The 23,227-nt window shown below is 72.6% G+C and carries 20 protein-coding genes; 12 read left to right on the forward strand and 8 right to left on the reverse strand.

Annotated elements, in window-relative coordinates:
- Positions 1-57: 57 nt before the first annotated feature.
- Both OG959_RS27570 and pepE read left to right on the forward strand, forming a co-directional pair.
- Positions 58-885: an IclR family transcriptional regulator gene (locus OG959_RS27570; protein WP_326662735.1), complete on the forward strand. Its 828-nt coding sequence runs from the start codon at positions 58-60 to the stop codon at positions 883-885.
- 60 nt (positions 886-945) lie between these two features.
- Positions 946-1,674, forward strand: coding sequence for a dipeptidase PepE (gene pepE, locus OG959_RS27575; RefSeq protein WP_326662737.1), 729 nt, complete (start codon positions 946-948; stop codon positions 1,672-1,674).
- Here pepE and OG959_RS27580 read toward each other — a convergent pair.
- Positions 1,637-3,448 carry an MFS transporter gene (locus tag OG959_RS27580; RefSeq protein WP_326662738.1) on the reverse strand — a complete coding sequence of 604 codons (1,812 nt, stop codon included), beginning with the start codon at positions 3,446-3,448 and terminating at the stop codon, positions 1,637-1,639. The two genes, pepE and OG959_RS27580, sit on opposite strands and share 38 nt — an antisense overlap.
- 260 nt (positions 3,449-3,708) lie before the next feature.
- Between OG959_RS27580 and OG959_RS27585 the strand changes: the two genes are divergently transcribed.
- The 3 genes from OG959_RS27585 to OG959_RS27595 all read left to right on the forward strand — a co-directional run bounded on the left by OG959_RS27585 (position 3,709) and on the right by OG959_RS27595 (position 8,632).
- Complete coding sequence (locus tag OG959_RS27585; protein ID WP_326662740.1) at positions 3,709-5,904, forward strand: acyl-CoA dehydrogenase; 2,196 nt, start codon at positions 3,709-3,711, stop codon at positions 5,902-5,904.
- Between the two features lie 12 nt (positions 5,905-5,916).
- Complete coding sequence (locus OG959_RS27590) at positions 5,917-7,113, forward strand: lipid-transfer protein (RefSeq protein WP_326662742.1); 1,197 nt, start codon at positions 5,917-5,919, stop codon at positions 7,111-7,113.
- Between the two features lie 88 nt (positions 7,114-7,201).
- Positions 7,202-8,632, forward strand: coding sequence for an MFS transporter (locus tag OG959_RS27595; protein WP_326662744.1), 1,431 nt, complete (start codon positions 7,202-7,204; stop codon positions 8,630-8,632).
- Positions 8,633-8,648: 16 nt separating this feature from the next.
- On the opposite strand, the gene OG959_RS27600 is transcribed toward OG959_RS27595, so the two are convergent.
- From OG959_RS27600 to OG959_RS27615, 4 genes are read right to left on the reverse strand one after another with little or no spacing between them, the layout of a single operon-like run.
- Complete coding sequence (locus tag OG959_RS27600; RefSeq protein ID WP_326666639.1) at positions 8,649-9,281, reverse strand: response regulator transcription factor; 633 nt, start codon at positions 9,279-9,281, stop codon at positions 8,649-8,651.
- A gap of 5 nt (positions 9,282-9,286) precedes the next feature.
- Complete coding sequence (locus tag OG959_RS27605; protein ID WP_326662746.1) at positions 9,287-10,507, reverse strand: sensor histidine kinase; 1,221 nt, start codon at positions 10,505-10,507, stop codon at positions 9,287-9,289.
- Between the two features lie 11 nt (positions 10,508-10,518).
- Positions 10,519-11,241: an ABC transporter permease gene (locus tag OG959_RS27610; RefSeq protein WP_326662748.1), complete on the reverse strand. Its 723-nt coding sequence runs from the start codon at positions 11,239-11,241 to the stop codon at positions 10,519-10,521.
- Positions 11,241-12,185 carry an ABC transporter ATP-binding protein gene (locus OG959_RS27615; RefSeq protein WP_326662750.1) on the reverse strand — a complete coding sequence of 315 codons (945 nt, stop codon included), beginning with the start codon at positions 12,183-12,185 and terminating at the stop codon, positions 11,241-11,243. The genes OG959_RS27610 and OG959_RS27615 overlap by 1 nt, the downstream gene beginning before the upstream one ends.
- 284 nt (positions 12,186-12,469) lie before the next feature.
- On the opposite strand from OG959_RS27615, the gene OG959_RS27620 reads away from it, so the two are divergent.
- The 3 genes from OG959_RS27620 to OG959_RS27630 are packed head-to-tail and all read left to right on the forward strand — an operon-like array spanning position 12,470 to position 15,464.
- Positions 12,470-13,342, forward strand: a complete 873-nt coding sequence (locus OG959_RS27620; protein ID WP_326662752.1) for a MaoC/PaaZ C-terminal domain-containing protein — start codon at positions 12,470-12,472, stop codon at positions 13,340-13,342.
- A 55-nt stretch (positions 13,343-13,397) separates the two neighbouring features.
- Positions 13,398-14,474: a Zn-dependent alcohol dehydrogenase gene (locus tag OG959_RS27625; protein WP_219575768.1), complete on the forward strand. Its 1,077-nt coding sequence runs from the start codon at positions 13,398-13,400 to the stop codon at positions 14,472-14,474.
- Between the two features lie 48 nt (positions 14,475-14,522).
- Positions 14,523-15,464 carry a 3-oxoacyl-ACP reductase gene (locus tag OG959_RS27630; protein ID WP_326662756.1) on the forward strand — a complete coding sequence of 314 codons (942 nt, stop codon included), beginning with the start codon at positions 14,523-14,525 and terminating at the stop codon, positions 15,462-15,464.
- A gap of 390 nt (positions 15,465-15,854) precedes the next feature.
- On the opposite strand, the gene OG959_RS27635 is transcribed toward OG959_RS27630, so the two are convergent.
- A complete protein-coding gene (locus OG959_RS27635) occupies positions 15,855-17,141 on the reverse strand; it encodes a hypothetical protein (RefSeq protein WP_326662758.1) in 1,287 nt (428 codons plus the stop codon).
- Between the two features lie 197 nt (positions 17,142-17,338).
- Between OG959_RS27635 and OG959_RS27640 the strand changes: the two genes are divergently transcribed.
- The 4 genes from OG959_RS27640 (at position 17,339) to OG959_RS27655 (ending at position 21,355) form a co-directional block, all read left to right on the forward strand.
- On the forward strand, positions 17,339-18,382 hold the full coding sequence (locus OG959_RS27640; RefSeq protein WP_326662760.1) for an ABC transporter substrate-binding protein: 1,044 nt from the start codon (positions 17,339-17,341) through the stop codon (positions 18,380-18,382).
- Positions 18,383-18,516: 134 nt separating this feature from the next.
- Positions 18,517-19,353: a Nif3-like dinuclear metal center hexameric protein gene (locus OG959_RS27645; protein ID WP_326662762.1), complete on the forward strand. Its 837-nt coding sequence runs from the start codon at positions 18,517-18,519 to the stop codon at positions 19,351-19,353.
- Positions 19,350-20,093 carry a zinc ribbon domain-containing protein gene (locus OG959_RS27650; protein ID WP_326666640.1) on the forward strand — a complete coding sequence of 248 codons (744 nt, stop codon included), beginning with the start codon at positions 19,350-19,352 and terminating at the stop codon, positions 20,091-20,093. Before OG959_RS27645 ends, OG959_RS27650 begins: the two co-directional genes overlap by 4 nt.
- Positions 20,093-21,355 carry a bifunctional RNase H/acid phosphatase gene (locus tag OG959_RS27655; RefSeq protein ID WP_326662764.1) on the forward strand — a complete coding sequence of 421 codons (1,263 nt, stop codon included), beginning with the start codon at positions 20,093-20,095 and terminating at the stop codon, positions 21,353-21,355. The genes OG959_RS27650 and OG959_RS27655 overlap by 1 nt, the downstream gene beginning before the upstream one ends.
- Before the next feature lie 235 nt (positions 21,356-21,590).
- On the opposite strand, the gene eda is transcribed toward OG959_RS27655, so the two are convergent.
- Together eda and yaaA are read right to left on the reverse strand one after the other, a co-directional pair.
- The gene (eda, locus tag OG959_RS27660; RefSeq protein WP_326662766.1) at positions 21,591-22,211 is read right to left on the reverse strand and encodes a bifunctional 4-hydroxy-2-oxoglutarate aldolase/2-dehydro-3-deoxy-phosphogluconate aldolase; all 621 of its coding nucleotides are present in this window, start codon (positions 22,209-22,211) and stop codon (positions 21,591-21,593) included.
- Positions 22,212-22,283: 72 nt separating this feature from the next.
- On the reverse strand, positions 22,284-23,084 hold the full coding sequence (yaaA, locus tag OG959_RS27665; RefSeq protein WP_326662768.1) for a peroxide stress protein YaaA: 801 nt from the start codon (positions 23,082-23,084) through the stop codon (positions 22,284-22,286).
- Positions 23,085-23,227: the final 143 nt, after the last annotated feature.

A 23,227-nucleotide genomic window follows, 5' to 3' on the forward strand; every position in this document is an offset into this window, starting at 1 on the left:
GCGTTGAGCGCAACCATTTCCCGTTATCTGCAACTCAGGTCTGAATGGTGAGATCACATGGCGGACTTCGATCTGGACCGGCGCACCCCCGCCGGCGCCCTGCAAACCGTCGACCGGGCGCTCCTCGTGCTGCTCGCGTTCGAGCGCACCCGGCCCGACTGGGGCGTCACCGAGGTCGCCGAGGAGTTCGGCTGGGACACCTCGGTGGCCCAGCGGCTGCTCGCCACCCTCGCGGGGCGCGGCTTCCTGGTCTCCGACCCGGCCACCCGCCGCTACCGCATCGGCCCCGCCGTACTGCGCCTGGGGCGGCTCTGGGAGCGTTCCGGATCGCTGGAGCTGCTGGCCGGGCCGGTCCTGGAGGAGCTGCGCCGGGTCACCGGCGACACCGTGCTGTTCTGTCTGCCGGACAGCTTCCACATGCGGTGCGTGGCCGCCGAGGAGGGCGAGGCCGGGCCGCTGCGCTACTACCCGCTGGTCGGTGAGCTCTACCCGGCGCACGCCGGGGCTACAGCCAAGTCCTTCTACGCCTACCTGCCGGACGAACAGCGCCACCGGCTCTTCCGGGGCCGCCCGATGGCCCGGTTCACCGACCGGACCGTCACCGATCCGGACCTGCTGGAGCAGGAGCTCCTGAAGGTCCGCGCCCAGGGGTACGCCTGGACGGTCGGCGAGTACGACGCCGGCATCGCGACCGTCGCCGTGCCGGTCTTCCTCGGACGCGAACCGTACGGAAGCCTCAGTCTGGGCGGCGCGAAGGAGCGGTTCGACGGGGCGCCGGAGAACCGTCTCGACGCGCTGCGGCAGGCCGCCGACCTGCTGGAGAAGCGCCTGACCCACCCGCCGCAGCGCCCGAAGCCCAAGGCCCGCCGGACCCGGGCCGCCTGACCCGGGAGCAGCCCCGGCCCCCGCACCACCTGACCCGAAGAGAACCCCAAGAGGAACCCCGTGAATCTGCTCCTGCTCTCCAACTCCACCCAGCACGGCCGCGGTTACCTGGAACACGCCCTCGACACGGTGGCCGCCTTCTTGCCCGCCGGCGCCCGGCTGGCCTTCGTGCCCTACGCGCTCGCCGACTACACCACGTACACCGCACGCGTCCGGGACGCCCTCGAACCCGCCGGAATCAGCGTCCGCGGTGTCCACGAGAACGCCGACCCGGTCGCCGAACTCGCCGCGTCCGACGCTGTGTTCATCGGCGGCGGCAACTCGTTCCGGCTGCTGAGCGCGCTCTACCGGACCGGTCTGCGGGACGCCGTCACCGAGGCGGTGCGCGAGGGGCTCCCGTACATGGGTGCCAGCGCGGGGACGAACATGGCGGCGCCCACCCTCCGTACGACCAACGACATGCCCATCGTGCAGCCGCCGTCCTTCGAGACGCTCGGCCTCGTCCCGTTCCAGATCAACCCGCACTACCTGGACCCGGACCCGGCCAGCACCCACAAGGGCGAGACCCGCGAGGAGCGGCTCAGCGAGTTCCTGGAGGAGAACGACGTCCCCGTGCTCGGTCTGCGCGAGGGCTCATGGCTGCGGGTCGACGGGCGCCAGGCCCGGGTCCAGGGCGCCCGCCCCGCCCGGCTGTTCACCCGCGGCGCGCAGCCGCAGGAGCTCCCGGTGGGGGCGGACGTCTCTCATCTGCTCACGACCGCAGCGCGGTTCGACGCTCCGGTGCGCTGAGCGTCAGCACCAGATCGGTCTCGTCCTCCGGCCCGTCCGCCGGGTACGACGCGGGCCGGGCCCGCGGCGCGTATCCGGCGGCGGATCCGGCCAGGACGAAGCTGCCGCTGCCCGGCGCGGCGAGCGCGTAGCGGCCCTGTGCGTCCGTGGTGGTCAGCCCGGCCTGCCGGCCGTGCCGGTCGATCAGGGTGACGTTGGCACCGGCCACCGGCGTGCCGTCCGCCTCCAGTACCCGGCCGCGGAATCCGTCGGAGCCGGCGAACGGGTGCGGGACGGCGGGGAGCGGGGTCCCGGCCTCGCGCGCGGCGTCGTCGGCCGCGCTGCTCGCCAGCAGCACCGGCGCGGAGGTCTTCCGCGGTGACGGCAGGAAAGCCGCCAGGACGAGACCGACCAGCACCGCTCCCGTAGCGATCATGAACGAGGTCCGGAACCCCTCCATGCTGGGCACCGAGACCGGCCCCATGCGCACCGAGGTGTTCGCCAGCACCATGCCGATGACCGCGCTCGACACCGAGGTGCCGATCGAGCGCATCAGGGTGTTCAGACCGTTGGCCGCACCCGTCTCCGAGGCGTCGACCGCCCCGATGATCAGGGCGGGCAGCGAGGAGTACGCGAGTCCGATACCGGCCCCGAGCAGGACCGCGATCACGATGGTCTGCCAGGCGGCGGACATCAGGCCGAGCCCGGCCCCGTAGCCGACCGCGATGACCAGCATGCCGAGCATCAGGGTCGTCTTGGGGCCGTACCGGGCGGAGATCCGCGCGTACACCGGGGCGACGAACATCATCGTCAGGCCGAGCGGGGCCACGCACAGGCCGGCGACCACCATGGACTGGCCGAGCCCGTAACCGGTCGAGGTCGGCAGCTGGAGCAGCTGCGGAAGGACCAGCGAGACGGCGTAGAAGGCGACCCCGACCATGATCGAGGCGAGGTTGGTGAGCAGCACCTCGCGCCGGGCCGTGGTCCGCAGGTCGACCAGGGGTGCTTCGCTCCGCAGCTCGAAGACGCCCCAGAGCACGAGGACCACCAGGGCGGCGGCGATCAGGCCGAGCGTGGTGCCCGAGGTCCAGCCCCAGTCGCTGCCCTTGGTGATCGGCAGCAGCAGGAGGACCAGGCCGAGCGAGAGACCGAGCGCGCCCGTGACGTCGAACCGCCCGGGAGCGCGCAGCGAGGTCTCCGGCACCGCGAGCACGGTCAGGCCCATGGCCAGGACGCCGAGACCGGCCGAGCCGAAGAAGAGGGTGTGCCAGTCGGCGTGCTGGGCGACCAGCGCGGCGGCGGGCAGCGCGAGTCCGCCGCCCACTCCGATCGAGGAACTCATCAGGGCCATCGCCGAGCCGAGCTTCTCGCGGGGCAGCTCGTCCCGCATGATGCCGATGCCCAGCGGGATGGCGCCCATGGCGAAGCCCTGGAGCGCACGGCCCACGATCATGATCACGAGGTCGTCGGTGAACGCGCATATCAGCGAGCCGACCACCATCACGGCGAGGCTGGCCAGCAGCATCCTCCGCTTGCCGTTGAGGTCCCCGAGCCGCCCCATGATCGGGGTGGCGACGGCTCCGGCGAGCAGGGTGGCGGTCATCACCCAGGTGGCGTTGGACGGGTCGGTGTGCAGGAGGACGGGCAGGTCCTTGATGACAGGGACGAGCAGGGTCTGCATCACCGCGACGGTGATGCCCGCGAAGGCGAGCACGGGGACGATCCCGCGGCCCGCCTTCGATGTCCGTGGATCAGGGAGCTCCGCGGCGGGCTGTTCATACGTCGTTCGTGGCATGCGTGCGGCCTCCGGGCAGCGGAAGGGGAGGGATGGGGGCGGGAGCGCGGTCCCTGCGGCGGACAGCGCTGACCGCCAAGTGCGTGCACGGTGCAACCTTCCGCACGTCCGAGGTATTCCGGTGAATTGGGCAAGAACAGGTCAAGGCGGTCCGCCCGGATTCCGGCCCGGTCCGAATCGGTGCCCATCTGACCTTCCGTCAGATTGGAACGTGTTCTACTCTTGCGCCGTTCCAGTGGCTGCGACCGGCGAGGATCCGCATGGGCATCGGAATCACCGAAGAACACAGGGAGCTCGCGCAGGCCGTGCGGGGGTGGCTGGCACGCGCCGTACCGCCCGCAGAAGTCCGCAAGCTCCTGGACGTGGAAGCCCCCGGCGGACGCCCCGCCCACTGGGAGGGTCTCGCGGAGCAGGGGCTGCTCGGCATCCATCTGCCCGAGGCGTACGGGGGCGGGGGCGGCGACCTCCTCGATCTGGCGGTCGTCCTCGAAGAGGCGGGCCGTGCCGCACTGCCGGGGCCGTACCTGGCGAGCGCCCTCGCCTCGGCCGTCCTGCACGAGGCCGTCCTGCGCGAAGCCGTCCCGCACGCCTCGGGCGCGGGTGGGCTGGTGCGCGACCTGGCGGACGGCACACGCGTCGGGGCCGTCGCGCTCGGCCCCGGCACACTCACCGCCGTCGAGCGCGAGGACGGCCACCTCCTGGACGGTGAGCTGCCGCCGGTGCTCTCCGGCGCCGAGGCCGACCTGCTCCTGCTGCCCGCCGCCTCGGCCACCGGCCCGCGCTGGTTCGCCGTCGACGCCGCAACGCAGGGCCTCACCGTGCGCCCGCACCGCAGCGCCGACCCCACCCGGCCCACCGCCGCGGTCCGTGCCGACGGGGTCCTGGTCCCCGCCGCACGCGCCCTGCGCACCGACTCCGCGCTCGTCCGCGACCTCGCGGCCGTCCTCCTCGCCGCCGAGGCCTGTGGCACCGCCGCCCGCTGTCTGGACACGGCCACCGAGCACGCCAAGGTCCGCGAACAGTTCGGCCGCCCCATCGGGCGGTTCCAGGGCGTCAAGCATCTGTGCGCCGACATGCTCGTGCGTGTGGAACAGGCCCGTGCCCTGGCCTGGGACGCGGCCCGGGCAGCCGGTGAACCGGAGGAAACGCGCGGCCTGACCGCCGCGCTCGCCGCCGCGACCGCCCTGGACGCCGCGTACGGCTGCGCCAAGGACGCCATCCAGATCCTCGGCGGCATCGGCTTCACCTGGGAGCACGACGCCCATCTGTATCTGCGCCGCGCGGTGGTGGCGCGGCAGCTGCTGGGCGCCGGGGACGGCCACCGGCAGCGCGCCGTCCGGCTGGCCACCGGCGGTGCGCGCCGCGAACTCACCCTGGAACTGCCGCCACAGGCCGCCGCGCACCGCTCGGCGGCCCACGACGCCGTCGCCGCCGCCCGCGGCCTCGACCCGAGAGCGGCCCGCCGTGCCCTCGCCCCCACCGGTTACGCGGCCCCGCACCTGCCCGCACCCCACGGGCTGGGCGCCGGTCCCGTACAACAGCTGGCCGTCCAGCAGGAGTTGCGGGAACAGGGCGTCAAGCTGAGTGACCTGGGCATCGCCACCTGGGTGGTGCCCTCCCTCATCGCACACGGGACCGCCGAGCAGCAGGACCGCTACCTCCTGCCCACGCTGCGCGGCGAACTCCTGTGGTGCCAGCTGTTCTCCGAACCAGGCGCCGGCTCCGACCTCGCCGCACTGCGGACCCGCGCCGAACGGACCGCCGAGGGCTGGCGGATCAACGGCCAGAAGGTGTGGACGAGCGCCGCCCAGTGGGCCGACCACGGGATCCTGCTCGCCAGGACCGACCCGGACGCGCCCAAGCACCAGGGGCTCGGCTACTTCCTCGTGGACATGAAGAACACCGAAGGCATCGACATCCGCCCGCTGAAGGAGATCACCGGCGACTCCCTCTTCAACGAGGTGTACTTCGACGACGTCCTGCTGCCCGAGGACGCCCTCGTCGGCGAGGCGGGCGGCGGCTGGCAGGTCGCCCGCAACACCCTGGGCAACGAACGCGTCCACATGGCCGACCAGGTGGCCTTCGACACCGGCCTGGAAGCCCTGATCGGCCGCGCCGAAGGACTCGACGGCGCCTGCCGGGCCCGGATCGGGGCACTGGCCGCCGAGGCGCACGCCCTGGCCTGCATCACGCTGCGCACCACGCTCCAGCAGGTCTCGGGACTGGAACCGGGCGCGGGAGCCTCCGTACGCAAACTTGTCCAGACCGTCCACCAGCAGAAGGTCGCCGAACTCGCCCTCGAACTCCTCGGACCCGACGGGGCGGTGTGCGAAGGAGCGGGGGAGCGGGCGGTGCACGGCTTCCTGATGTCCCGCTGCCTCACCATCGCGGGCGGCACCACCCAGGTTCAGCTCAACGTCGTCGCCGAGCGCATCCTCGGCCTCCCGCGGGACTGAGAGGAAACGATCATGAAGGCCTACATCGTCGGCGTCGGCATGACGAAGTTCGAGAAGCCCGAGACCCGCGACTGGCAGTACTGGGACATGGTCAAGGAGGCCGGCACCGCGGCGCTCTCCGATGCCTCCGTCGCGTACGAGGACATTCAGCAGGCAGCCGTCGGCTACTGCTTCCAGGCCTCCACCGCCGGGCAGCGCGCCGTCTACGAACTCGGCCTGACCGGCATACCGGTCTACAACGTCAACAACAACTGCGCCACCGGCTCCACCGCCCTGATGATGGCCCGCCAGTTCGTCGAGGGCGGCGCCAGCGACTGCGTACTGGCGCTCGGCTTCGAGAAGATGGCACGAGGATCGCTCGGCGGCGGCGGATCCGACGGTGGCGCGGGCGACTTCAAGACATCCCCGGTCGCCCGGCACTACGGCATCATGGCCGCCGCCCACGGCTTCGAGATGACCCCGCCCACCGCGCAGATCTTCGGCAACGCCGCCCGGGAGCACATGGAGCGGTACGGCACCACGGAGGCCCAGCTCGCCGCGGTCGCCGCCAAGAACCACCGCCACTCGGCCGGCAACCCGTACGCCCAGTTCCAGGACCCGTACACGGTCGACGAGGTGCTGGCCGCCAAGCCCATCCACCGCCCGCTCACCCGGCTCCAGTGCTCCCCGACCTCCGACGGGGCGGCGGCGGCCGTCGTCGTCTCCGAGCGCTTCGTCGAGCAGCACGGCCTCGGCGACCGGGCCGTCGAGATCGCCGCCCAGGCCATGACGACCGACACCGAGGCCTCCTTCGCCTCTGGGACCTGCATCGACGCGGTCGGACTTCCCATGTCGCGGGAGGCGGCACGGCAGGTGTACGAGACCGCGGGCATCGGCGCCGACGACCTCGACGTCATCGAGCTCCACGACTGCTTCTCCATCAACGAACTGCTCACCTACGAGGCGCTGGGGCTGTGCGGCGAGGGCGAGTCCGGGGCGCTCGTCGAGTCCGGCGCCACCACCCACGGCGGCCGCTGGGTGGTCAACCCGTCGGGCGGGCTGATCTCCAAGGGCCATCCGCTCGGCGCCACCGGAATCGCCCAGGCCGCCGAACTCACCTGGCAGCTGCGGGGAGAGGCCGGACCCCGTCAGGTGCCGGACGCCCGGACCGGCCTCGCCCACAACATCGGACTGGGCGGCGCGGCGGTGGTGACCCTGCTGAGGCGCTGAGCTGCCGGTGGGGCGCGGGTCCTACGCCGATGGTCCCGGTCCTGCAGGGTCCGGAAACCGATGTACGGGGCGCAGGGCGGCTGCGAGTATGACGTCCATGGTTGACGTCTCGACGCCCACACGCCGTGGCAGCGGTACCCGGACCCGTACGTGGGCGGTCGTGCTCGCCGCCTGCACGGGGCAGTTCCTCGTCGTGCTCGACGTGTCCGTCGTCAACGTGGCCCTCCCGTCCATGCGCGCCGATCTGGGGCTGAGCACCGCGGGCCTGCAGTGGGTGCTCAACGCGTACTCGATCGCCTTCGCCGGATTCATGCTGCTCGGCGGCCGGGCCGCCGACCTCTACGGCCGCAAGCGGATGTTCCTCGTCGGCCTCGGCCTGTTCACGGCGGCCTCCCTCGCCGGCGGACTCGCCCAGGAGGGCTGGCAGTTGCTCGCCGCCCGGGCCGCCCAGGGGCTCGGCGCGGCCGTGCTGGCCCCCGCCACCCTCACCCTGCTCACCGCCGCCGTCCCCGAAGGGCCCGCCAGAACCAGGGCCATCGGCACCTGGATGGCCGTCGGCGCGGGCGGCGGTGCGGCCGGCGGACTGATCGGCGGGGTGCTCACGGACACCCTGTCCTGGCGGTGGGTCCTGCTCATCAACGTGCCCGTCGGGGTGCTCGTCCTGATCGGTGCCGCGCTCCGCCTCGCCGAGGGCCGGGCCGGCGAGCGCGGCCGGATCGACTTCCTGGGCGCGGTACTCGTCACGGCGGGCCTGGCCTCGGTCGCGTACGGCATCGTGCAGACCGAGGAGTCGGGCTGGACGGCCGCGGCGACCCTGGTGCCGCTGCTGGGCGGACTGGCGCTGCTCGCGCTGTTCGTCCTGGTGGAGTCCCGGACGGCGAAGCCGCTGATGCCCTTGCGGGTGCTGGCGGCGCGCGCGGTGGCGTCGGCGAACGTGGCGATGCTCGTGATCGGCTCGGCCACGTTCTCCATGTGGTACTTCATGACGGTGTACGCGCAGAACGTGCTGGGGTACTCCGCGCTGGAGGCCGGACTCGCCCTGATGCCCACCTCGGTGGCGATCGTGGTCGGCTCCAAGTGCGCGCCGCGGCTGATGGCGCGCACCGGCGCGAAGAACCTGGCCCTGATCGGCACGGCGATGGCCGCCGCGGGCTTCGGCTGGCAGTCGACGATGACGGCCGACGGCTCGTACCTCACCGCGGTCTGTCTGCCCGGGGTCCTGATGATGGCCGGCACGGGCCTCGCGGCCACCCCGCTCGCCACCCTCGCCACCTCGGGCGCGGCCCCCGGCGAGGCGGGCCTGGTCTCCGGCCTCGTCAACACCTCCCGCACGATGGGCGGCGCCCTCGGCCTGGCCGTGCTCTCCACGGTCGCCGCGGCCCGCACGGACGGCTCCACGGACCCGGTGGAACTCACGGCCGGTTACGCGTTGGCCTTCCGGACGGCGGGCGGGGTGCTGCTCGGCGGACTGCTGCTGATGGCCCTCTGGCTGCCGCGCCACGGGGCGGCGAAGCGCTGAGGGCCATCCACGGTCCTCAGAGCCACCCCTGCTGCCGGGCCGCCCGGACCGCCTCCATCCGGTTGCGGGTGCCCGTCTTCCCGATCGCGGCGGACAGGTAGTTGCGGACGGTCGACTCCGACAGGTGCAGCTTCAGCGCGATGTCGGCGACCGTCGCCCCGTCCACCGAGGCGACCAGCGCGTCCCGCTCCCGCGCGGTCAGCGGGCTCGGGCCGGCGCTCAGCGCGGCGGCGGCCAGGGCCGGGTCGATGACGGTCTCTCCGGTCAGCACCCGCCGGATCGCCGACGCGAGCTCCTCCACCGGCCCGTCCTTCACCAGGAACCCCGCCGCCCCCGCCTCCATCGCGCGCCGCAGATACCCGGGCCGGCCGAAGGTGGTGAGGATCAGCACCCGGCAGTCCGGCACCTCCTCCCGCAGATCGGCGGCCGCGTCCAGCCCGCTGCGGCCCGGGAGCTCGATGTCCAGGAGTGCCACATCGGGCCGCGACGTCAGCGCGGCGGGCACGATCTCGTCGCCCGCGCCCACCTGGGCGACCACCTCGATATCGGGTTCCAGCCCGAGCAGCAGGGCGAGCGCGCCGCGCATCATGCCCTGGTCCTCGGCGAGCAGTACCCGTACGGACTTGGTCGGCCGGTGATCCTGCGGCATCTCGTTCACGGGGACAGGGTAGGGGCGGCACCCGCGTCGCCGCCCGCTTCTTCCGGCGCGTCCGCCGGAAGCTCCGCCGTGACCACGAAGCCGCCCGTCGGTCCGGGGCCCGCCTCCAGGGAGCCGCCGGCCACCGCGAGGCGTTCGGTGAGGCCCTTCAGCCCGGTGCCGCCGACGCCCGGGGTGGGCGGGGCGGCCGGGGTGGGCGGGGCGGCCGGGGTCCGGCCGTCGTCGGTGACCGTGAGGCGGACCCGGCCGGAGGTGCCCTCGACGACGAACGCGCAGGTGGTCGCGGTGGAGTGGCGGACGACGTTGGTGACGGCCTCCCTCACCACCCAGCCCAGCAGCGCCTCCGTCTGCGGTGCGAGCGGGGGGCCCGAGCGGCGGACCGAGGGTTCGATCCCGGCGGCGGTCAGCGCGGACCTCGCCCGGTCGAGCTCGGTGGCCAGGCTGCCCTCGCGGTAGCCCGTGACCGCCTCGCGGATCTCGGTGAGCGCCTGCCGGCCGACGGACTCGATGTCGGCGACCTGGGAGAGCGCCGCGTCCATGTCGCGCGGCGCGAGCCTGCGCGCCGCCTCCGACTTGACGACGATCACCGAGAGCGTGTGGCCCAGCAGGTCGTGCAGATCGCGGGAGAAGCGCAGCCGCTCCTTCTCGACGGCGGTGCGGGCCAGTTCCTGCCGGGTGGAGCGCAGTTCCATCACCGTCTCCGAAAGGGTGAGGATCGCGGCTGTCACCGCACCCGAGATGAACGTCCCGTAGCCCAGGGTCCAGGGTGCCGACGTGCTGTCGTCGCGCCACACCGCGATCAGGCAGGCCGCCACGGCAAGGCCGAGCAGACCGGCGACGAGCCAGCGGTGGCGCAGGATGGTGCCGCACGCCAGCGAGAGCAGCGGGAAGAAGAGCAGCCAGCTGCCGCCGTAACCGATCGCCAGCCCGAAGGTGATGACGGCCATCACGCCCAGCAGGACGTACGACAGCGGGCTCTCGCGCTTCTCCTTGACGAAGCCCCGGAACACCACGGAGATGTAGAGGGAGTTGAAGGCGAGCAGCCCGATCCCGCCGATCCACGGGTTGGGCGTCTCGCCCTGGAAGAGGTTGGAGAAGGAACCCAGGCCCATCAGCAGCCAGGGCAGCAGGGCGTACGGTCCCGGCGGGCCGGGGCGGCGCCCCTCCTTCCGCAGCCGGCGCCGTTCCTTCCGGGCCGCTCTTCCATTCCTGGACATGTTCACTCCCGTCACACGGTCCTCGCGGACCGACGGTACGAGATCACGGCGTACGTGCCGAACAGCAGGAGCCACCCCGCGAGTACACCGACCGTCGTCGCGCCGGGCGCATGACCGTCCGTGGCCGCCCAGCCCAGGTCGGCGAACCGGTTGGCGGGGGTGAACCTGCCGACGGAGCGCAGCAACTCCGGAAGCAGTTCCAGCGGGAACCACAGCCCGCCGACGACTCCGAAGCCCATCAGGCACGCGACGTTGACGACTCCGGTGCCCTGAGGGGTGAGGCGGAAGCCGTTGCCCAGGCCGAGCAGGGTGAAGGGCAGGGCGCCGATCCACAGCAGCAGGACCAGGGCGGCCCACTGCCAGGCGGCCAGCCGTACGCCGTTCAGCAGACCGCCGGCCAGCAGTACCGTCAGGATCGTCGGCAGCACGGTCACCGAACCGCTGATCGCCCGGCCCACGACCGCGTGCGTGGGGGACAGCGGGGTGATCCGCAACTGCTGGAGCCAGCCCAGGGACTTGTCGGAGGCGACACCCGTACCGATCGACATGGCGGAGCCGAGTGCTCCGTACGCGGCCATGCCGACCATCGAGGCGGTCTTCCAGCCGTCGACCCCGTCACCTCCGCCGATGTTCGTGAAGATCAGGTACATCATCACGGGCATTCCGGTGCCGAAGATCAGGAAGGTGCCGTCGCGCAGGGTGCGGCGGGTTTCGAGAACGATGTAGCGGTACATCAGACGGTCTCCTTCTCGGGCCGGGGGGCGCCGACGGCCGGCGCGGTGAGGGAGAGGAAGGCGGCCTCCAGCGTCGCCAGGGACACCTGGAGACCGCGGACCAGACCGAGCCGGGCGAGTTCCACCACGGTGGCGTCCGAGTCGTCCGTGTGCAGCACCGCCCGGTCGCCGGTCACCTCGACCGTCACGACACCGGGCAGCAGGTCCAGGCCCTCGGTGGAGCGGCCCGCCAGATCGAAGGAGACCTGGCTGTGGCCGGCTGCGGCCTTGATGGCCTCACCGCTGCCGTCCGCGACGATCCGGCCGCGGTCGACGACGACGATCCGGTCGGCGTTCTCGTCGGCCTCCTCCAGGTAGTGGGTGGAGAAGAGCACGGTGTTGCCGCGCCGGGCATAGGCCCGCATGGACTCCCAGAACGCGTGGCGCCCCTCCACGTCCAGGGCTGCGGTCGGCTCGTCCAGCACGATCAGCTCCGGATTCCCGGCCAGCGCGACGGCGAACCGGACCCGCTGGATCTGACCGCCGGAGAGCTTGTCGATCCGCCGGTTCGCATACTCCGTCACGCCCGCCAGGGCCAGCGCCTCGGTGACCGGCAGCGGCTTCGGGTAGGTGGAGGCGACGAACGTGATGAGCTCGCGGACGGTCACCCGCTGGATGGGCCGCCCGTCCTGGAGCATGGCTCCGACCAGGCCCGCCCGTACGGCCTGGTCGGGCGTGCGGCCCAGCACCCGCACCGTGCCGGCGTCCGGCTCGTTCAGTCCGAGCAGCAGGCTGATCGCGGTGGACTTTCCCGCGCCGTTGCGCCCGAGCAGGGCGACGGTCTCGCCCCGCTCGACGGTCAGCCCGATCCCGTCCACCGCCCGCACCCGCTGTCCGGCCCTGCCGAAGGTCTTCACCGCCCCGGTGAAGACCACCGCGGCCCCGTTCCCCGTTGTCTTCGTCATGCATACGACGCTACGGAGCCCGGATCCGTCGCGGCAGAGGCTCATGTACGCACTCCGCGATGACAAATGTCATTGCCGCGACAGGGGCGAAAGGGCCGCCACCGAAGTGATCTGACGAGACGTCAGCAGTCTTCACAAGTGCTGGGCGCTGCGTTATACATAGGGCCAACCGGCTAGAACGCGTTCTAGAACGGGCGTGGTCACCGGTCCCCGCACGACCTCGGTGCGGCCGACGGTGCGGACGGCCGCACCGAGGTCTTTCACCGTCGAGGAGCAGCTTCCCCATGCCCATTGATGCCGAAAAAGCTCTCGCTGCCGAACCCAGGACCAGCCACATCAGCTGGGACCACAAGGACGTCCAGCTCTACCACCTGGGGATCGGGGCGGGTGCCCGCCCCGATCTGGCCGACCCCGCCGTCGACCCCGGTGAGCTGAGCTACACGCTGGAGTCGCGGCTCCAGGTCCTGCCCTCCTTCGCCACGGTCGCGGGCGCCGGCACGGCCATGGCCGGCGGCCTCGCCATGCCCGGTATAGACGTCGACCTCGCGGCCGTGCTGCACGGGGGCCAGAGCGTTCGGGTGCACCGGCCGCTCCCGGCGAAGGGCAGCGCCGTGACGGCCTCGAAGGTGGCCGCGGTGTACGACAAGGGCAAGGCGGCCGTGCTGGTGCTGCGTACCGACGCCGCCGACGAGGACGGCCCGCTGTGGACCAGCGACTCCGAGATCTTCGTGCGCGGCGAGGGCGGTTTCGGCGGTGAGCGCGGACCCTCAGGGCGCGGGGTCCATCCCGCCATCGCCGGTGACCGCATGGTGGAGCGGCCGGTCCGCCCCGACCAGGCGCTGCTCTACCGCCTCTCCGGGGACTGGAACCCGCTCCACGCCGACCCCGAGTTCGCCGCACTGGCCGGCTTCGACCGGCCGATCCTGCACGGTCTGTGCACCTACGGAATGACGCTCAAGGCCGTCACCGACACGGTGCTCGGCGGCGACGCGACCCGGATCCGCTCCTACCGCACCCGGTTCACCGGGGTCGTCTTCCCCGGCGAGACCCTCCGCATCGAGATGTGGACCGCGCCGAACCAGGTACGCGTCGAGGTGAGGGCCGCGGAACGGGACAACGCCGTGGTCCTGGGGGACACCTTCGTCGAGCATTCCTGAACCCGAATCCGAACCGAATCCAAGAGCACCACAGGCCCGTGAGGGGAGCCGCACCATGCGCGCAGCCGTACTGCACGAGATAGGCCAGGACAAACTCGAAGTACTCGACGACGTCGAGGCGGTGGGCTTCGGCCCCGGCAAGGTGAAGCTGCGGGTCCGGGCCACCGGGCTGTGCCACTCCGACATCTCCGCGATGAGCGGGGTGCTGCCGCAGCCCGCCCCCTTCATACCCGGCCACGAGGGCGCCGGTGAGGTCATCGACGTCGGTGACGGGGTGACCGGGCTGGGCGTGGGGGACCGCGTGCTGGTCTGCTGGCTGCCGGCCTGCGGTGCCTGTCCGTCCTGCAAGCGCGGTCAGACCCACCTGTGCCTCGCCGGCTTCATGAACGCGGGCACCCCCAACTTCAAGCGTCCGGGCGGTGATGTCTTCGGCTTCGCCGGCACCGGCACCTTCACGGAGGAGGTCGTCGTCGGCGCGGGCTGCGCGGTGCCGATCCCGGACGACGTGCCGTTCGAGATCGCCGCGCTGATCGGCTGCGGGGTCACCACCGGCCTCGGTGCCGCCATCAACACCGCTCAGGTGGAGGCCGGTTCGTCGGTCGCCGTGATCGGCTGCGGCGGCGTGGGCATCTCCACCATCCAGGGCGCCAGGGTGCAGGGCGCCGCCCAGATCGTCGCGGTGGATCCGGTGGCCTCCCGCCGCGAGGCGGCGCTGCGGTTCGGCGCGACGGAGGCGGTCTCGCCCGACGAGTTCGCCGACGCCAAGCAGCGGATCACCGCGGGCGAGGGCTTCGACTACGTCTTCGAGGTCGTCGGCAAGTCCGCCACGGCCCGCACCGCGTACGAGCAGACCCGGCGCGGCGGCACCCTCTGCATCGTCGGCGCGGGCGCCATGGACGACAACTTCCAGGTCAACATGTTCGAGCTGTTCTTCGACGAGAAGCGGATCCTGCCCTCCATGTACGGGGGCGGCGACGTGCTCCGGTCGTACGAGCGGGCCATCGCGCTCTGGCGGGCCGGGCGTATCGACCTGGAGTCGATGATCACCCACCGGGTACGGCTCGACGGCATCAACGACGCCCTCGACCAGATGCGGACCGGCGAGTCGCTGCGTACCTGCATCGAACTCTGACGCCCCGCAGCATCGCCCCGCCCCCTCCCGAGAGGACCCCGAGAACCGATGTCACTTCCCCTGGACGGACTGTCCGCGATCGTCACCGGAGCGGGCCGCGGCCTGGGACGGGCCGAAGCGCTGGAACTGGCGCGGCTGGGTGCGGCCGTCGTCGTCAACGACTACGGGCAGCCGGGCCGCGACGGTTCGGGCGAGGCGTCCGCCGCACCCGCCGAGGAGGTCGCCGAGGAGATCCGGGCCGGCGGCGGCCGGGCGGTCGCGCACCTCGGCGACGTCTCCGACCACGAACAGGCCCGCGCCCTGGTGGCGCTGGCCGTCGAGACGTACGGCCGGCTCGACATCCTGGTCAACAACGCGGGCATCCTGCGCGACCGGATGATCTTCTCGATGACCGAGGACGAGTGGGACTCGGTCATGCGGGTGCACCTCAAGGGCCACTTCAACACCACGCACTTCGCCGCCGCCCACTGGCGGTCGAGGTCCAAGGAGGCCGGCGGCCCGGTCTACGGCCGGATCGTCAACACCTCGTCGGAGGCCTTCCTGGCCGGTTCGGCGGGCCAGCCCAACTACGCGGCGGCCAAGGGCGGCATCGTCGGGCTGACCACCTCCACCGCGCTGGCGCTGGCCAAGTACGGCGTCACCGCCAACGCCATCTGCCCGCGCGCCCGGACCCGGATGACGGAGGACGTCTTCGCGGGGTTCGAGGAACCGCAGGACGGACGGCTCGACGCGCTCGCACCCGAGCATGTCTCGCCGCTCGTCGGCTATCTGGCCTCCCCGGCGGCCGCCAAGGTGAACGGGCAACTGCTCGTCGTGCACGGCGGGATGGTCGCGGTCGTCGAACGCCCCAAGGTGGCGGCCAAGTTCGACGCGGCGAAGGAGGCGTTCTCCTTCGAGGAACTGGACGAGCTGCTCTCCCCGTACTACGAGGACCGGCCGCCGAACGAGACGTTCGCGGCGGCGGAGGTGCTGGGCCTCAAGCGCGGCTGACCGCGGGCGGGACGCGCGCAGAGGAGGGCCCCCGCAGCCGGCCGGCTGCGGGGGCCCTCCTCTCCCTCGTATCCCTCGTTGGAATTCCTGGGCGGTCAGGCCGCCCTGCTGCCACCTTCGGCGGGGCGGCGGTGGCGGCCGTGCGGTTGAGCCGCCGAGTCGTCCGTCGCCACACCCCCTCGGTGCTTTCCGGAGCCGCCGGCTTCGGCCCGTTGCGCGTCCGCCCCCGGCGGACGCGTCTGGGTCGTGTCGGATCGCGCCTCAGACATCTGGGAAGTCACCCCGTTGTGATCGCTTACGTGCTGGTCTCCGGGGCCCTCGCGCCACCGCCCGGGAACGGTCACCGTCGGCGACCGCGGTGCGCGATTGCGTGAGATCCCCGCCTCAACTCTAGTCAGATGCCGTACGCCGCATGAGAGGCGCCTGCCCCAGGGGAACGGGTCTGCACACAGGAGGATGCGTGACGGCGGCGGAGGGTTGCGTACCGCTTTGCGCGCAGCCCGCCGGGGCCGCGTCGGCGGACGACTCCAGGTCGGAGGGGGCTGTCAGGAGCGCCACCGCGCACGCCGTCTCCTCGTTCGCGTACGGCAGTCGCAGTACGCCGTCGCGCGACCAGGACCCGCTGCCGGCCAGCCAGCCCTCGGGCGCGGCGAGCTGATGCAGCCGACGGCCCGACGGGCGCCAGATGCCGGCCCAGCTGCCTGCCGCCCCGTCGATCCGCAGGGCCACCGCGCAGCTCTCCGGCATCAGCATCTGCCCGGGCTGCACGGCGAACGGGGTCACGGCGGCATCCGGCAGCCGCAGGCACTCCGGGAAGCGCACCGGCAGGCAGCTGCCCAGCACCCCCCAGCCGAGCCGGTCGTGCCCCGGCGCGTCGGAGCGGATCAGCAGCAGACCGCTGTCCGGATCGGCGAGCAGCAGCCGGTCGTCGCTGTCCGGCGCGATCTGGAGCAGGGGGGTCATCTCGGCGCCCCGCCCCAGGTCCACCGCGACCGCCTTCACCGGGCCGCCGCCCGCCGGTTCCCGGTCCAGGGCCAGCAGCCGGCCGGCCCGGTCCAGCCAGACCCCGCCGGAGCAGCGGCCCGGCAGGTCCGCGAGGTGTTCCGGGCCGCACGCGCCTCCCGCCACCCGCCAGAGCCCGGTGGAGTACGTACCGGTGGACAGGGCGTACGCGCTGACGCCGTCCGGTGCGGGCGGCAGCAGGGTCAGCTCGGCGCGTTCGACGGCGCCCAGCGGGAGTTCGCCGGTGCCGGGCCCGGTCGGGTAGAGCAGCGAGAACGTGTGGTGGTCCGCGACCCGGCGCCGGATCAGGACCCTGCCGTCGGCGAGTGGCAGCACCTGCGAGCCGGCCTCCTCCGGCCGGTCCAGCGGGAGCGGTACGGCGTACGGCTCGGGGCCGTCCAGCGTCCAGCGCTCCGCGTACCGGGCGCTCTCCGTCCCGGTGCCGGGATCGCGGGCGGCCGTGAGCCGTGCCGCGTAGGCGCCGTCGGCAGTGAGCGTGAGCGCGGGCAAAACCGTTTCGCCAGGGGCCGGCCCCAGCGGCTCCGGCAGCTCCGCCACGCCCCCGGCCGGGTCCGGTGCCTCCTCGGCCCCGTCCGGCTCGTCGGACTCCGGATCCACCGTCTCGCCGGTTCCGGCCGCCTCAGCGGCCTCGTCCTCGATGGCACAGGCAGTCATCGACTCGTCACCTCCGGCAACCGAAGCTAGTTTTCGCACGCGATGCCGAACAACACGAGCCTCACCTCTTCACACATAAGGGTGGTGATGCCCGGATTCACCTGAGGGGGCGGGGGTGACTGTGCTGTGGGTGATGCGGATGTCTAAGGTTAGGCATTCCTAAGCGTTACCTGTGCGTATCTCGACTGGAGCAAGTGATGTCCCTTCGTCGCCGCGGCACCGCCGCAGTCGGCCTGGCCGTAGTGGCCGCCCTCTCCCTGTCGGCCTGTGGGAGCGACGACGGCGGGTCGGGCGCCTCGGGCGCTTCCGAGGCCGGCGGCGACAAGAAGGCCGCGGTCGCGACCGGCGGCAAGGACTTCGGTGACGCGGCGAAGAAGACCGCCGAGTACGGCACCGACGCCCCTGCGGGCAGCTTCCCCCGTACCCTCACGCACGCCATGGGCAGGACCGAGCTCAAGGCGGCGCCCAAGCGGGTCGTCGTCCTCGACGTCGGCGAGTTCGACAACGTCGTCTCGCTGGGTGTGAAGCCGGTGGGCTACGCCCCCTCCGAGGGCGACGCGGCGATCCCGTCGTACCTGAAGAAGGACGCGGGCGACCCCAAGAACGTCGGCACGATCAACAACCTCAACCTTGAGGCGATCGCCGGACTCAAGCCCGACCTGATCCTCGGCAGCCAGCTGCGCGCCGCGGACAAGTACGACGAGCTGTCCAAGATCGCGCCGACCGTGTTCTCCATCCGCCCGGGCTTCACCTGGAAGGAGAACTACCTCCTCAACGCCGCGGCGCTCGACAAGACCGCCAAGGCGAAGTCGGAGCTCGGCGCCTACGAGGCCAACGCGAAGAAGCTCGGCGAGGACATCGGCCCGAAGAAGCCGGTCATCTCCATGGTCCGCTACCTGCCGGACAAGATCCGCCTCTACGCCAAGGCCTCCTTCATCGGCACCATCCTCGACGACGCCGGCCTGCCGCGGCCCAAGAACCAGCAGATCGACGAGCTCGCCGCGGAGATCAGCCCGGAGAAGATCGACGAGGCCGACGCCGACTGGATCTTCACCGGTGTGTACGGCGACGTGAAGGCCACCAAGCGCGACACCACCCAGGCCAACCCGCTCTGGAAGAACCTGACCGCCGTCAAGGAGGGCCGCGCCAAGAACGTCTCCGACGAGACCTGGTACCTGGGCCTCGGCGTCACGGCCGCGAACCTGGTCCTCGACGACCTGCGCGCCGACCTCGTCAAGTAGCGGTGGCGCGGACCGGTCGGTCAGGGACGGCGCGGACCCCGGGACGTAACGATTCATGACCGGCCGACGGTCCGACGGCACGGGTCCGACCGGCCATGGGATGTGGGGCACGGAGGCCAGGTAGCCTTTCCTCCGTGCCCCGTCTGTCTGAAGTCATCGCCGAGCTCGACGCCCTGTGGCCGCCCGAGCGGGCCGAAGGATGGGACGCGGTCGGCACCGTCTGCGGTGATCCGGACGCCGAGGTCGACCGGGTGCTCTTCGCCGTCGACCCCGTACAGGAGATCGCGGACGAGGCACTGAAGCTCGGCGCCCAGCTGATCGTCACCCATCACCCGCTCTATCTGCGCGGTACGACGACGGTCGCGGCCGGCACCTTCAAGGGCCGCGTCGTGCACACCCTCATCAAGCACGACGTCGCCCTGCACGTGGCCCACACCAACGCGGACTCCGCGGACCCCGGCGTCTCCGACGCCCTGGCCGGCGCCCTCGACCTGCGCGTCGAGCGGCCCCTCGTCCCGGACCCCACGGACCCCGCGGGCCGCCGCGGCCTCGGCCGGATCTGCACGCTCGACCACCCCGAGACCCTCGGTGCCTTCGCCGCCCGCGCCGCCGCCCGGCTGCCCGCCACCGCGCAGGGCATCCGCCTGGCGGGCGACCCGGAGTCCCTCGTGCGGACCGTCGCGGTGAGCGGCGGATCGGGCGACGGCCTCTTCGACGCGGTGCGCGCCGCCGGTGTCGACGCCTTCCTCACCGCGGACCTGCGCCACCACCCGGCCTCCGAGGCCGTCCAGCACTCGTCGCTCGGCCTGGTCGATGCCGCACACTGGGCCACCGAGTGGCCGTGGTGCGAACAGGCCGCCGCACAGCTCGACGCGATTTCCGACCGCCACGGATGGGACCTGCGGGTCCACGTCTCGAAGCAGGTCACCGACCCCTGGACCACCCACCACTCTTCTGGAGCCCCCAACTGAACGCCGCGCCCGCCGACCAGATCCGACTCCTCGACGTCCAGGCCCTCGACCAGCGCCTCTCCCAGCTCGCGCACCGGCGCAACTCCCTGCCCGAGCACGCCGAGATCGAGTCGCTCACGGCCGACCTCGCCCAGCTCCGTGACCTCCTCGTCGCCTCGACGACGGAGGAGAGCGACACAGCCCGCGAGCAGACCAAGGCGGAGCACGACGTCGACCAGGTGCGCCAGCGCGCCGCCCGCGACCAGCAGCGCCTGGACTCCGGCGCGGTCACCTCGCCCAAGGACCTGGAGAGCCTCCAGCGCGAGATCGTCTCGCTCGCCAAGCGCCAGGGCGACCTGGAGGACGTCGTCCTCGAGGTCATGGAGCGCCGCGAGTCCGCCCAGGAACGGGTCGCCGAGCTGACCGACCGGGTCGCCGCCGTGCAGGCCAAGGTCGACGACGCCACCGCCCGCCGGGACGCCGCGACCCAGGAGATCGACACGGAGACCGCGACGGTCACCAAGGAGCGCGAGGTCGTCGCCGGTTCCGTTCCCGCGGACCTTCTCAAGCTGTACGACAAGCTCCGCGCCCAGCAGGGCGGGGTGGGCGCCGCCCGCCTCTACCAGCGCCGCTGCGAGGGCTGCCGTCTCGAGCTCAACATCACCGAGGTCAACGACGTGAAGGCCGCGTCCCCCGACACGGTGCTGCGCTGCGAGAACTGCCACCGCATCCTGGTCCGCACCGCCGACTCGGGTCTGTAATGACGCAGCCGCGCCGGTTCGTCGTCGAGGCCGACGGCGGCTCCCGGGGCAACCCGGGGCCCGCCGGTTACGGCGCGGTCGTCATCGACCCGGCGACGGGGGAGACCCTGGCCGAGGCCGCCGAGTACATCGGCGTCGCGACGAACAACGTCGCCGAGTACAGGGGCCTCATCGCCGGACTCCGCGCCGTGCGCGCGCTGCTGCCGGACGGGCCCGCGGACGGCGGGCCGCAGGTCCGTGTCCGGATGGACTCCAAGCTCGTCGTGGAACAGATGTCGGGACGCTGGAAGATCAAGCACCCCGACATGAAGCCGCTCGCGGCCGAGGCCGCGCGCGTCCTGCCCGCCTCCGCCGTCACCTACGAGTGGATCCCGCGCGAGCAGAACAAGCACGCGGACCGGCTCGCCAACGAGGCGATGGACGCGGGCAAGCGCGGCCGGCAGTGGGAACCGTCCGCCTCGACGGCGGACCTCGACACCCCGAGGTCCTCGGTGGCCGACGCGCTGCCACCGGTCTCCGGACCGCCCGGCGACGCGGCGGCCGGCGCGGCGAGGGCCCGGGCGGCGCTGAACCGTCCCGCCCCCTCCGCCACGGCCACCCCGCAGGTCGGCTGGGGCGCCGCCCCGGACCTCGGAGCGCCCGCCACCTTCGTGCTGCTCCGCCACGGCGAGACCGCCCTCACCCCGGAGAAGCGGTTCTCCGGAAGCGGCGGCACTGATCCCGAGCTCTCCGCCACCGGCCGCGGGCAGGCCGAGCACGCCGCCGAGGCCTTTGCCGCCCGGGGGACGGTGCAGGAGATCGTCAGCTCCCCGCTGCGCCGCTGCCGCGAGACGGCGGGCGCCGTCGCGGCCCGGCTGGGTCTGGAGGTCCGGATCGAGGAAGGGCTGCGCGAGACGGACTTCGGCGCCTGGGAGGGCCTGACGTTCGGCGAGGTCAGGGAGCGGTACGGCGCCGATCTGGACGCCTGGCTCGCCTCCGCGAAGGTGGCCCCCACCGGAGGCGGCGAGAGCTTCGCCGAGGTGGCCCGCCGCGTCGCCGCCACCCGTGACCGCCTCGTCAGCCGCTACGCCGGCCGTACGGTCCTCGTGGTCACGCACGTCACGCCCATCAAGACCCTGGTCCGGCTGGCGCTGGGCGCACCGCCGGAGTCGCTGTTCCGGATGGAACTCTCGGCCGCCTCCGTGTCGGCCGTGGCGTACTACGCGGACGGCAACGCCTCCGTACGCCTGCTGAACGACACGTCCCACCTGCGTGAGGCGTAGGGCCTGTCGTCAAACTGCCGTCGCGCGGCAGACGGCAGTTTGACGACAGGCCTAGGGCCGGACAGCACTCGGCCCCGTCGGCGGGGGGAGGCCGACGGGGCCGAGGCGGTTCCGGAAGGCCGGGGGATTGCCTGCCGGAACCCGGGTCACCCGGAGGCCGGGTCACGTGTCCCTGAAGGTCTCGTGCCCCGGCTGCCGGGGAGCATGCACGCGAAACCGCGCGACTTCGTGGCGTTCAGCCGCGCAGCGCCGCCGCTTCGGTGGCCAGCCGCTCCACCCGGGACCAGTCCCGGGCCGCCACCGCGTCACCGGGGACCATCCAACTGCCGCCCACACAGCCGACGTTCGGCAGGGCCAGATAGGAGGGGGCCGAGGTGAGGGAGACGCCGCCGGTCGGACAGAACCGGGCCTGAGGGAGCGGGGCGGACAGTGCCTTGAGGTAGGCCGTGCCCCCCGCCGCCTCCGCCGGGAAGAACTTCATGTCGGTGACCCCGCGCTCCAGCAGCGCGACCACCTCGGACGTCGTCGAGACACCCGGCAGGAACGGCACGCCCGACGCCTTCATCGCGTCCAGCAGCGCGTCCGTCCAGCCGGGGCTCACCAGGAACCGGGCGCCCGCGGCCACGGTGTCCGAGACGTTCTGCGCCGAGATCACCGTGCCGGCACCCACCACCGCGTCCGGAACCTCCGCCGCGATCGCCCTGATCGCGTCCAGGGCGGCGGCGGTCCGCAGCGTCACCTCGATCGCCGGAAGCCCGCCCGCGACCAGGGCCCGGGCGAGCGGCACGGCGTCGGCGGAGTCCTCCAGCACGACGACGGGCATGACGGGGGCAAGGTCCAGTACGGAGGAGGTCATGTCCCTCATCCTGCACCGGTGCCGCATCGTACGCAACGAGCGTTGCGCATGATGCAACGCATCTCGGCCGGGTCAGTGGATCTCCGTCACCACCACGTCGAGCTCCCACGTCCGCCCGGACCGTGCGGGCGCCTCGGCCTCCACCACGTATCCCAGGTCCCGCAGGGCCGTCACCAGCTCCGCCGGACCCTTCGGCCGGGCGCCGGCCCGCAGCAGATCGCGGACCATCCGGCCCTTCGTCGCCTTGTTGAAGTGGCTGACCACCGACCGCCTCTCCACCCCGTCCACCAGCTGGGAGTGCAGCACCCGCACGCTCGCCGTGCGCTCCGCCACCGCGCCCTTCGGCTTCCACGCCGCGGCGTACGCGGACGACCTCAGGTCCAGCACCAGACCGTCCCCGGCCGCCTCCGGCATGACCTCCGCCATCGGCTCGCGCCAGAACGCCCCGAGCGCGCCGAGCCCCGGCAGCTTCACCCCCATCGCGCAGCGGTACGGCGGAATCCGGTCGCCCACCCGCACCGCGCCCCAGAGTCCGGAGAACACCAGCAGCGACTTCCCGGCCCGGCGGCGGGCCGCCGTGTCCAGGGACGCCAGGTCCAGCGCGTCGTACAGCACCCCCGTGTAGAGCTCCCCGGCCGGACGCGCACCCGCGGTCCGCAGTTCGAGGTTCTTCGCGACCTCGCCCCGCAGCCCCTCGCTGAGCCCCAGCACCACGCGGGCCTTCTCCTCGTCCGCCGCGCACAGCTCCACCAGCCCGTCCAGCACGGCGGCCCGCGCCCCGGCCAGACCCGGCAGCGAGAGCGACTCGGGCTTCAGCGGTGCTCCGCGCCCCGAGGCGGCCTTTCCTTCGGAGGGCGGCAACAGCACGAGCACGGCGGTTCTCCTTCGTACGTACGGAAATGGGGCCCCGGCCCGCACACGGATCCGCGGTGTCGCCCGGATGCGGGGCGATCCCCTCACGTCAGCGTACGGGGAGCGGCGACCGGTCCTCCGCCACCCGGGATGCCGCCCGCCCC

It is taken from the genome of Streptomyces sp. NBC_00385 (assembly GCF_035917155.1).
Taxonomy (GTDB): Bacteria; Actinomycetota; Actinomycetes; order Streptomycetales; family Streptomycetaceae; genus Streptomyces; species Streptomyces poriferorum.

Excerpts from the sequence above, each read along its gene's own strand:
- OG959_RS27600 (WP_326666639.1), bottom strand. The coding sequence starts at position 9,281 with ATGCCGCAGGATCACCGGCCGACCAAGTCCGTACGGGTACTGCTCGCC.
- eda (WP_326662766.1), bottom strand. The coding sequence starts at position 22,211 with ATGACCTCCTCCGTACTGGACCTTGCCCCCGTCATGCCCGTCGTCGTG.
- OG959_RS27615 (WP_326662750.1), bottom strand. The coding sequence starts at position 12,185 with ATGACGAAGACAACGGGGAACGGGGCCGCGGTGGTCTTCACCGGGGCG.
- OG959_RS27585 (WP_326662740.1), top strand. The coding sequence starts at position 3,709 with ATGGGCATCGGAATCACCGAAGAACACAGGGAGCTCGCGCAGGCCGTG.
- OG959_RS27590 (WP_326662742.1), top strand. The coding sequence starts at position 5,917 with ATGAAGGCCTACATCGTCGGCGTCGGCATGACGAAGTTCGAGAAGCCC.
- OG959_RS27570 (WP_326662735.1), top strand. The coding sequence starts at position 58 with ATGGCGGACTTCGATCTGGACCGGCGCACCCCCGCCGGCGCCCTGCAA.
- OG959_RS27625 (WP_219575768.1), top strand. The coding sequence starts at position 13,398 with ATGCGCGCAGCCGTACTGCACGAGATAGGCCAGGACAAACTCGAAGTA.
- OG959_RS27605 (WP_326662746.1), bottom strand. The coding sequence starts at position 10,507 with ATGTCCAGGAATGGAAGAGCGGCCCGGAAGGAACGGCGCCGGCTGCGG.
- OG959_RS27595 (WP_326662744.1), top strand. The coding sequence starts at position 7,202 with ATGACGTCCATGGTTGACGTCTCGACGCCCACACGCCGTGGCAGCGGT.
- OG959_RS27620 (WP_326662752.1), top strand. The coding sequence starts at position 12,470 with ATGCCCATTGATGCCGAAAAAGCTCTCGCTGCCGAACCCAGGACCAGC.
- OG959_RS27580 (WP_326662738.1), bottom strand. The coding sequence starts at position 3,448 with ATGCCACGAACGACGTATGAACAGCCCGCCGCGGAGCTCCCTGATCCA.
- OG959_RS27655 (WP_326662764.1), top strand. The coding sequence starts at position 20,093 with ATGACGCAGCCGCGCCGGTTCGTCGTCGAGGCCGACGGCGGCTCCCGG.
- OG959_RS27610 (WP_326662748.1), bottom strand. The coding sequence starts at position 11,241 with ATGTACCGCTACATCGTTCTCGAAACCCGCCGCACCCTGCGCGACGGC.
- OG959_RS27640 (WP_326662760.1), top strand. The coding sequence starts at position 17,339 with ATGTCCCTTCGTCGCCGCGGCACCGCCGCAGTCGGCCTGGCCGTAGTG.
- OG959_RS27635 (WP_326662758.1), bottom strand. The coding sequence starts at position 17,141 with ATGACTGCCTGTGCCATCGAGGACGAGGCCGCTGAGGCGGCCGGAACC.
- OG959_RS27630 (WP_326662756.1), top strand. The coding sequence starts at position 14,523 with ATGTCACTTCCCCTGGACGGACTGTCCGCGATCGTCACCGGAGCGGGC.